Origin of the sequence: Bacillus sp. MUM 13 (assembly GCF_001866725.1) — a bacterium.
Lineage (GTDB): Bacteria > Bacillota > Bacilli > Bacillales > DSM-1321 > Peribacillus.
The window spans coordinates 1-10,090 of the sequence record NZ_MLYQ01000138.1; the positions used below are offsets into that span (position 1 = coordinate 1).

The window sequence follows — 10,090 nt, forward strand, 5'->3', positions numbered from 1 at the left end:
CAGAACTTATTAAAAAACAACAATATTTAAGAAAAGAGCCAAAAATTAATACTTTATTAATTTCTGATCTTCCCCTCAGCTTTTTTCATTATTTCAATACTAATAGAGAGCTCTTCATATTAAACCGTTTGTCCATTTATAGAGCGGATATGTATAGCTGTGGATACTTTTTCGACATTTTTCTCAATATCCACAGCCTTCCAGTTATACTTTTGCACATAAAAAAGGACTGTGGAAAAGTTTTTCCCGCAGCGTGTGGTCTTGTGGATAAAGTTTTAAAATCCATTGCAACCAAGGCAAATATCTGATATTATATTTGTGTTTTCACTCTGAATAACTTTCAATCATTTTAGCACTTATCCACAAATTGTGTATAACTTGTGGATAAATTATTCTAGCTGTGAATATAAATTTGTCCACAATCGGTGGATATTGTCGAAAACTGTTTTACTTCTTATTATATATTTTTCCCTATCCCTGTTGATGCATAAAAATACTGCCTATGAATGCAAAGTATTTTTCACTTATACAAATGTTGCACAAGAATGGGAACAGGGTCAGAAACCAGAAAATGCGGAGTTAGAATACAATCCTGAACTTGCGTATTCATTTTCATTTTTTATAGAAATATCCTTAGCAAAGGAGGGATTAAATGGAGAACATTGATAGTTTATGGAACCAGGCTTTATCAAAGATTGAAAAGAAGATTTCAAAGCCAAGTTTTGAAACATGGCTTAAATCGACAAAAGCCCATATGCTGCAGGGAGACCTGTTAACTGTAACGGCTCCCAATGAGTTTGCCCGTGATTGGCTGGAAGAACGATATTCCCGGCTTATATCAGATGTTCTGTTCGAGCTCACAGGTGAAGAATTAGAAGCTAAATTTATCATTCCCCCTAATCAGGGAGAAGATGACTTTGCCGATTCGCCTCCTGCCAAAAAACCAAAGAAACAAGACGATGATCATAATGATTTTCCGCAGCACATGTTAAATACTAAAAATACATTTGATACATTTGTCATTGGTTCAGGCAACCGTTTTGCCCATGCAGCATCGCTAGCAGTAGCCGAAGCTCCAGCTAAAGCCTATAATCCTTTGTTTATATACGGGGGAGTGGGCCTTGGCAAAACGCATTTAATGCACGCTATCGGCCACTATGTGCTGGAACATAATCCGCGGGCAAAGGTGGTATACCTTTCTTCGGAAAAGTTCACCAATGAATTCATTAATTCCATACGTGATAACAAGGCGGGTGACTTCCGCGACAAATATCGGAATGTAGATGTTCTTCTTATTGATGATATTCAATTTTTAGCTGGAAAAGAACAAACACAGGAGGAGTTTTTCCATACTTTCAATACCCTCCATGAAGAAAGCAAGCAAATTGTCATTTCAAGTGATCGTCCTCCTAAAGAGATACCTACACTCGAAGACAGGCTGCGTTCCCGTTTTGAATGGGGGCTGATTACAGATATCACACCGCCTGATCTTGAGACCAGGATCGCGATACTCCGCAAAAAAGCTAAAGCAGAGGGCCTTGATATCCCAAATGAAGTGATGCTTTATATCGCAAACCAGATTGATTCGAATATTCGTGAGCTTGAGGGGGCACTTATCAGAGTTGTCGCTTATTCGTCATTGATTAATAAAGATATCAATGCAGACCTTGCTGCTGAAGCATTAAAGGATATCATCCCAAGCTCAAAGCCTAAAATCGTTACGATCCTTGATATTCAAAAAACAGTCGGAGAGCATTACAGTGTTAAGCTTGAAGATTTTAAAGCTAAAAAGAGAACAAAGTCAGTCGCTTTCCCGCGGCAGATCGCCATGTATTTATCCCGTGAGCTGACAGATTTCTCTCTTCCTAAAATAGGAGATGAATTCGGAGGAAGAGATCATACCACCGTCATTCATGCTCATGAAAAAATTTCAAAGCTGCTTCAAACAGATTCCCAGCTGCAAAGACAGGTTAAGGAAATACAAGTGCAGCTAAAAGTCTGACATGCGAATAGTGTTGATAACTTCCTTACACTTACTCACAGTCTGTCCACATGTGGATAGACTGTTTTTCCTTATGTTTATCGAAGTTATCCACATACTAACAGGCCCTACTACTATTACTACTATCTTTTTTAAAAAAATAATAACTAAAACACTATGCTTAGCAGGCTGAAAATATCACTTAACGGGAGGAAAAAATAAAATGAGATTTATCATTCAAAGAGATCGTTTGGTCCATAGCGTCCAGGAAGTTCTAAAGGCTGTTACATCCAGAACGACAATCCCTATTCTGACTGGAATAAAAATCAACGTTACAAGTGAAGGTGTCACACTTACCGGAAGTGACTCGGATATCTCCATTCAATCTTTCATTCCGGCAGAAGATGAGGGCAATGAGATTGTTGAAGTCAAACAAAGCGGGGCAATTGTCCTTAATGCCCGTTTTTTCAGCGATATTGTTAAAAAACTTCCCATGGAAACGGTTGAAATTGAAGTCCAAAACCATTTCCAGACAATTCTCCGTTCAGGAAAAGCTGAATTTAATTTAAATGGATTAGATGCGGAAGAATATCCTCACCTGCCAATGATTGAAGAAGAAAACATTTTTAAAATTCCAGCGGATCTCCTTAAAACCCTAATACGCCAAACTGTCTTTGCTGTGTCCACGTCAGAAACACGGCCCATCTTGACAGGTGTAAACTTGAAGGTTGAAACGGACGAATTAACCTGTATTGCAACAGACAGCCACCGCCTGGCAATGAGGAAAGCGAAAATAGAAAGCGGCATCCAAGGATCACATAGTGTGGTCATCCCCGGAAAAAGCTTAAATGAGCTAAGCAAAATCCTGGATGATACGAACGATCCGATCGAAATTGTTATTACAGAAAACCAGGTACTTTTCAAAGCCCAAAACCTGCTGTTTTACTCAAGGCTGCTTGAAGGAAACTATCCTGACACATCCAGACTGATTCCAAACGACAGCAAAACTGATGTCACTGTCCGCGCCAAGGATTTCCTGCAGGCGATTGACCGGGCGTCACTGCTTGCAAGAGAAGGCAGAAACAATGTCGTCAAATTATCTACCCATGATGGAAAAATCATTGAAGTATCTTCCAATACTCCTGAAATAGGGAAAGTCATTGAAGAAGTGCTTGCTGAATCCATTGAAGGCGAAGATCTTAAAATATCCTTCAGTGCAAAGTTTGTCATGGATGCTTTAAAAGCTTTGGAAGGCACGGATATTACAATTAATTTCACTGGCGCCATGAGGCCATTCGTCATCCGCTCGCTAAACGATGACACAATGCTGCAATTAATCCTGCCTGTAAGGACATACTAAAAAGCGGAAAACACATTTCAAAGCTTTGCGTCTTAAACAGCGTAAAGGGCCATATATGTAATTTGTTCTGTGAAAGTAAAGGTCTGTCCTGCGGGCCTTTTTCTTTTTATCATGCTTTACGATCGATTTAGATTTAAGGGAAATTGAGCAAAAGGAAGTACATAACTTTTAAGAGGTCATGGAAGATCGAATGCTATAGGCAGCCTTAAAAAAGAGAATGAAGTATGATCAGCCTAAAATCGCAATGACAGCTTTTAGCACACATAAATAGCCGTCATTGCGAAAAATGCCTTTGCTGTATCCTCAATACTTTGTCTATTTGTGTTTTTTTTAGTAAAATAAAATATTAGAGACTACTGAGAAATGAGTGAGCGATATGCAAGAGATTCAGATTGGAACGGAATATATCACACTGGGTCAATTTTTGAAGCTGGCTGATGTCATCCAAAGCGGAGGGATGGCAAAATGGTTCCTGAGCGAGCATGAAGTATTTATAAACGGTGAATTGGATGTCCGGAGGGGCAGGAAGCTTAGGGAAGGTGATAAAATAGAGATCCCGCAGGTCAGCGGCCGTTTCTTGATCACATCCTAAGCAAAGGATAGAACATATGCATATAGAAAACATAAAACTGAAGAATTACCGGAATTATGAAGATCTTGAACTATCTTTCGAAAACAAGGTGAATGTTATCCTTGGAGAAAATGCCCAGGGCAAAACAAATGTCATGGAGTCCATCTATGTGCTGGCCATGGCAAAATCCCACCGGACATCCAATGATAAAGAACTTATTCGCTGGGACCAGGAATATGCTAAAATAGAAGGCAGGGTAAAAAAGAGAAATAATTCTATTCCACTTGAATTACTCATTTCCAAAAAGGGTAAAAAAGCTAAAAGCAATCATATTGAACAACAGAGGCTAAGCCAATATGTCGGGAATATGAATGTAATTATGTTTGCTCCGGAGGATTTGAATCTGGTCAAGGGAAGTCCTCAGGTGAGACGCCGTTTTATAGATATGGAAATTGGGCAGGTTTCTCCCGTCTACCTTCATGATATGAGTCAATATCAAAAAATACTTCAACAAAGAAATCATTATTTAAAACTTCTTCAAATCCGAAAACAGACAGACACCACCATGCTGGATGTCTTAACAGAGCAGCTTATTGACCACGCTGCAAAGATTGTGCTGCGCCGGTATAAGTTCCTTCTTTTGCTGCAAAAATGGGCAGAACCGGTACATTCCGGGATTTCAAGAGGCAAGGAAATTCTGAAAATAGAATATAAGCCTTCTCTCGATGTATCAGAATCTATGGATTTGTCGAAAATGATAGAAGAATTCCAAGAAAAATTTGCTAAAATAAAAGCAAGAGAAATTGAACGGGGTGTGACACTGACTGGGCCCCATCGGGATGATCTGGTCTTTTATGTGAACGGACGGGATGTACAGACCTTTGGATCTCAGGGACAGCAGCGTACCACTGCCCTTTCTTTGAAACTTGCTGAAATTGAATTAATACACGCCGAAATCGGCGAATATCCAATACTGCTGCTGGATGATGTTTTATCAGAGCTGGATGACTTCAGGCAGTCACACCTGTTAAATACCATCCAAGGAAAGGTGCAGACATTTGTTACTACCACTTCTGTAGATGGGATCGACCATCAGACTCTGCGTGAAGCTGCAGCCTTTACAGTGAATCAGGGACATGTAACAAAGGTCAAATGATGAGGTGAGTTCATGTATCTGCATATCGGGGAGGATATACTTGTTAAAACGGATGATGTAATTGCCATCTTGGATAAACAAATCCTCCATTCTTCAGCCATTACCCAGGAATTCCTGGAAAAGAAAGAAAGCATCATCTCCAACCTGGCAAAAGGGTCAATAAAATCGGTTGTTATTACAGACAAGCATGTATTTTATTCGCCTCTTGCTTCAGGTACGTTAAAAAAAAGGTCGCAGCAGCTGTCCGTCTTGAATGACTGATGACCCGCTGCAAAGATTACCAGCTAAAACTATCCTTTTTTCAGTCCTGGACTGAACAATTAACATACAAGCATAGAATGCCAATAGAAAAGTGTAGGTGATAGGCGTGTCAATGGAACAAAAAGAAGCTCAAAATCAAGCGTACGATGAGAATCAGATACAGGTATTAGAAGGCCTGGAAGCTGTCCGCAAGCGTCCCGGGATGTATATTGGGTCAACTGCTTCAAAAGGCCTCCATCATCTTGTCTGGGAAATTGTTGATAACAGCATAGATGAAGCCCTTGCCGGTTTCTGTGATGAAATTAAAGTTACGATCGAAGAAGATAACAGCATTACTGTCGTGGATAACGGACGCGGCATACCAGTGGGAATACATGAAAAAATGGGACGTCCCGCAGTCGAGGTTATCATGACAGTCCTTCACGCTGGCGGAAAGTTTGGCGGAGGCGGATATAAGGTATCCGGCGGTCTTCATGGAGTGGGGGCTTCTGTAGTCAATGCGCTTTCCACTGTTCTGGAAGTATTTGTCCATCGCGATGGCAATATTTATTATCAAAAATTCATGCGCGGTGTACCACAGGAAGATCTTGCGATAATCGGAGAAACGGACCATACAGGAACAACCACTCACTTTGTTCCAGATGGCGAAATTTTCACCGAAACGCTTGTTTATGAATATGATGTGCTTGCCATCCGTTTAAGGGAGCTTGCATTCTTGAATAAAGGAATCAAGATCATCCTTGAAGATAAGCGCGGTGAAGGACGCAAGAATGAATACCATTATGAAGGCGGCATAAAGTCTTACGTCGAACATTTGAATAAATCAAAAGAAGTTCTTCACGAAACCATCTTCATGGAAGGCCAGAAAGATGGCATATCAGTTGAAATAGCCCTGCAATACAACGACGGCTATATCAGTAATTTGTTCTCTTTCGCCAATAATATTCATACTTACGAGGGCGGAACGCATGAGTCCGGCTTCAAAACAGCCCTGACAAGGGTTATTAATGATTATGCCCGCAAAAGCGGTATCTTCAAAGACAGCGATACCAATTTATCCGGTGAAGATGTAAGGGAAGGTTTAACAGCCATCATTTCCATCAAACACCCTGATCCTCAATTCGAGGGCCAGACTAAGACGAAGCTTGGCAATTCCGAGGCGAGGACAGTAGCAGATTCCATTCTTTCTGAAAAGCTGGATTCTTTCATGTATGAAAATCCTTCGGTTGCCAGGAAGATTGTCGATAAAGGTTTAATGGCTGCGAGAGCACGTCTGGCAGCGAAAAAAGCCCGTGAATTAACCAGGAGGAAGAGTGCACTTGAAGTGTCAAGCCTTCCCGGCAAGCTTGCAGATTGTTCCTCGAAGGATCCTGCAATAAGCGAATTATATATCGTTGAGGGTGACTCTGCGGGCGGTTCCGCGAAACAAGGGCGTGACCGCCATTATCAGGCGATCCTGCCATTGCGCGGCAAAATTATCAACGTAGAAAAAGCGCGCTTGGATAAAATTCTTTCCAATAACGAGATCCGGACCATCATTACGGCTCTTGGAACGGGTATTGGAGAGGAATTTGATATCACAAAGGCAAGATATCATAAAGTCGTCATCATGACAGATGCAGATGTAGATGGTGCGCATATCCGTACGCTTATGCTGACATTCTTCTACAGGTACATGAGAAAAATTATCGAGCACGGATATATATATATCGCCCAGCCGCCGTTATATAAAGTATCACAGGGCAAAAAGGTGCTTTATGCGTACAATGACCGTCAGCTTGAAGAAATCATGGCAAGCCTTCCGAGCCAGCCAAAACCGGGATTGCAGCGCTATAAAGGTCTTGGCGAGATGAATCCTGAACAGCTTTGGGAAACTACCATGGATCCTGATTCAAGGACACTGCTTCAGGTCAGCCTGAGTGATGCCATAGAAGCTGATGAAACGTTTGAGATACTTATGGGCGACAAAGTAGAGCCCCGCCGCAACTTTATTGAGGAAAATGCCATATATGTAAAGAACCTCGATATTTAAATTCCAGCAGGATAGATGACCATTCTTCTATCCTGTTGTTTACATTTTTGTTTCCGGAAAATATGAGGGCCAAGGAGAATCACCTGTTATAGCTCTCATTATACTTTTTTACAAAAAGCTTTTTGCTTTATAAAAGGAGGTTGGCTCCATGTCAGAAAATCAGCAATCAAATGTAAAAGAGATTAACATAAGCACCGAAATGCGCACTTCCTTTTTGGATTATGCCATGAGCGTTATTGTATCGCGTGCCCTTCCTGACGTCAGGGATGGACTGAAGCCTGTTCACCGCCGTATCCTTTATGCCATGAACGATTTAGGAATGACAGCTGAAAAGCCATTCAAAAAGTCTGCCCGTATCGTTGGCGAAGTAATCGGCAAGTACCATCCGCATGGCGACAGTGCCGTTTATGAAACGATGGTGCGGATGGCGCAGGATTTCAACTATCGCTATATGCTTGTAGACGGCCACGGCAATTTCGGTTCTGTAGACGGCGACCCGGCAGCAGCCATGCGTTACACTGAAGCAAGAATGTCAAAAATATCAATGGAGCTCCTTCGCGACCTCAATAAAGACACCATTGATTATAAAGAAAACTATGATGGTTCCGAAAAAGAACCGGCAGTTATGCCTGCCCGCTTTCCGAACCTGCTAGTAAATGGCTCTTCGGGCATCGCGGTCGGCATGGCGACAAATATTCCTCCGCATCAATTAGGAGAAGTCATTGACGGTGTGCTTGCCTTAAGCACGAACCCTGAAATTACTATCCCTGAGCTTATGGAAATTATTCCAGGGCCGGATTTCCCTACTGCAGGAATGATTCTTGGCCGCAGCGGCATTAGAAAAGCGTATGAAACAGGACGCGGCTCCATCCTGCTTCGTGCAAAGGTTGAAATTGAAGAAAAATCCAACGGCAAGCAGGTCATTCTTGTTAAGGAGCTTCCTTATCAGGTTAATAAGGCCAAGCTGATTGAAAAGATAGCCGAGCTTGCCCGCGACAAGAGAATAGACGGCATAACAGATCTCCGCGATGAGTCTGACCGGAACGGAATGCGGATCGTCATTGAAGTCCGCCGTGATGCAAATGCGAATGTGCTTCTTAACAATTTATATAAACATACCGCTATGCAGACAAGCTTCGGAATCAACCTTCTTGCGCTTGTTGATGGACAGCCTAAAGTACTGAATCTGAAGCAGACTCTGCATTATTATCTTGAACACCAGCAGGTCGTAATTAGAAGAAGGACTGAATTTGAACTAAGGAAAGCTGAGGCACGTGCCCACATTTTAGAGGGATTGCGCATCGCCCTTGATAACCTGGATCGGATCATCAGTTTAATCCGCGGTTCCCAGACTACTGAAATTGCACGTGAAGGGTTAATGACGGAATTCTCCCTTTCTGAAAAGCAGGCACAGGCCATCCTGGATATGCGCCTTCAGCGTCTAACCGGTTTGGAGCGGGAGAAAATTGAAGAAGAATATCAGGAATTGGTTAAGTTAATAGCAGAATTGCGTGCAATCCTGGCTGATGAAGAAAAAGTATTAGCCATCATCCGTGAGGAGCTGCTGGAAATCAAGGAACGCTTTAATGATGAAAGACGCACAGAAATTGTTTTGGGCGGCTTCGAAAGCATTGAAGACGAGGATTTGATTCCAGAGGAAAACATTATTGTCACATTGACTCATAATGGCTATATCAAGCGTCTTCCTGCTTCCACGTACCGCAGCCAAAAGCGCGGCGGAAGAGGCATTCAGGGAATGGGCACAAATGAGGATGATTTTGTCGGGCATCTGCTGACAACATCTACGCATGATACACTCCTCTTCTTTACGAATAAGGGAAAAGTATACCGTGCCAAAGGATATGAAATCCCTGAGTACGGAAGAACAGCGAAGGGGCTTCCAATCATTAATCTCCTTGAAATTGAAAAAGGAGAATGGATAAATGCCATCATACCTGTAAAAGACTTTGTGGATGACTGGTTCCTGTTCTTCACCACCAAGGATGGGATATCAAAACGATCCCCACTATCCTCTTTCGCTAATATCAGGACTAACGGTTTGATTGCCCTTGGATTGAGAGAAGAAGACGAACTGATTTCAGTAAGGCTGACCGATGGTACGAAGCACATCGTAATCGGAACGAAAAACGGTATGCTGATCCGTTTCCCTGAAGAAGATGTCCGCTCAATGGGCCGTACTGCTTCAGGAGTAAAAGGAATCACACTGCGGAATAATGATGAAGTTGTCGGCATGGAAATACTGGAAGAAAGCGATGAAGTGCTGATTGTCACTAAAAACGGTTACGGAAAGCGGACGCCCGCTGACGAATACCGTATTCAAAATAGAGGCGGAAAAGGAATTAAAACATGCAATGTCACCGACAAGAACGGTGAACTTATTGCAGTTAAAACTGTTACCGGAGAAGAAGATCTGATGCTGATCACAGCAGCAGGTGTTTTAATCAGGATGGCTGTTGAGGATATCTCCAGAACCGGACGGAACACACAGGGCGTTAAGCTTATCCGCCTGGAAAACTCTGAAAATGAGTATGTATCAACAGTTGCCATGGTAGAACGTGATGAAGAAAAAGAAGTCATTGAAGATATAGCTGAAACAACTCCTGTTGAACCATTTAAGGATGAAATAGGAGAAGAAGGAAGTACACCGGAAGAAGCACACGAAGACACTGAAAACGGTGAAGAATAATAAATGCAAAAAGGAGGAGCAT

At 42.1% G+C, this 10,090-nt stretch carries 8 protein-coding genes; all 8 read left to right on the top strand.

Annotated elements, in window-relative coordinates; genetic code table 11:
* Positions 1-308, top strand: a 308-nt coding sequence (locus tag BIV59_RS23970) for a hypothetical protein (RefSeq protein ID WP_205684405.1), incomplete at its 5' end; no start/stop codon positions are given.
* 344 nt (positions 309-652) lie between these two features.
* Positions 653-2,002: a chromosomal replication initiator protein DnaA gene (gene dnaA / locus BIV59_RS21655; RefSeq protein ID WP_071353534.1), complete on the top strand. Its 1,350-nt coding sequence runs from the start codon at positions 653-655 to the stop codon at positions 2,000-2,002.
* A 202-nt stretch (positions 2,003-2,204) separates the two neighbouring features.
* The gene (gene dnaN, locus BIV59_RS21660) at positions 2,205-3,341 is read left to right on the top strand and encodes a DNA polymerase III subunit beta (RefSeq protein ID WP_071353535.1); all 1,137 of its coding nucleotides are present in this window, start codon (positions 2,205-2,207) and stop codon (positions 3,339-3,341) included.
* Positions 3,342-3,717: 376 nt separating this feature from the next.
* Positions 3,718-3,933, top strand: a complete 216-nt coding sequence (gene yaaA, locus BIV59_RS21665; RefSeq protein WP_071353536.1) for a S4 domain-containing protein YaaA — start codon at positions 3,718-3,720, stop codon at positions 3,931-3,933.
* Positions 3,934-3,949: 16 nt separating this feature from the next.
* Positions 3,950-5,068 carry a DNA replication/repair protein RecF gene (gene recF, locus BIV59_RS21670; RefSeq protein WP_071353537.1) on the top strand — a complete coding sequence of 373 codons (1,119 nt, stop codon included), beginning with the start codon at positions 3,950-3,952 and terminating at the stop codon, positions 5,066-5,068.
* A gap of 12 nt (positions 5,069-5,080) precedes the next feature.
* Positions 5,081-5,329 (top strand): extracellular matrix regulator RemB, encoded by a 249-nt coding sequence (gene remB, locus BIV59_RS21675; protein ID WP_071353538.1) that lies wholly within the window; start codon positions 5,081-5,083, stop codon positions 5,327-5,329.
* Positions 5,330-5,441: 112 nt separating this feature from the next.
* A complete protein-coding gene (gene gyrB / locus BIV59_RS21680; RefSeq protein ID WP_071353539.1) occupies positions 5,442-7,361 on the top strand; it encodes a DNA topoisomerase (ATP-hydrolyzing) subunit B in 1,920 nt (639 codons plus the stop codon).
* A 148-nt stretch (positions 7,362-7,509) separates the two neighbouring features.
* Positions 7,510-10,068 carry a DNA gyrase subunit A gene (gene gyrA / locus BIV59_RS21685; RefSeq protein WP_071353540.1) on the top strand — a complete coding sequence of 853 codons (2,559 nt, stop codon included), beginning with the start codon at positions 7,510-7,512 and terminating at the stop codon, positions 10,066-10,068.
* The last annotated feature ends 22 nt before the right edge of the window (positions 10,069-10,090 follow it).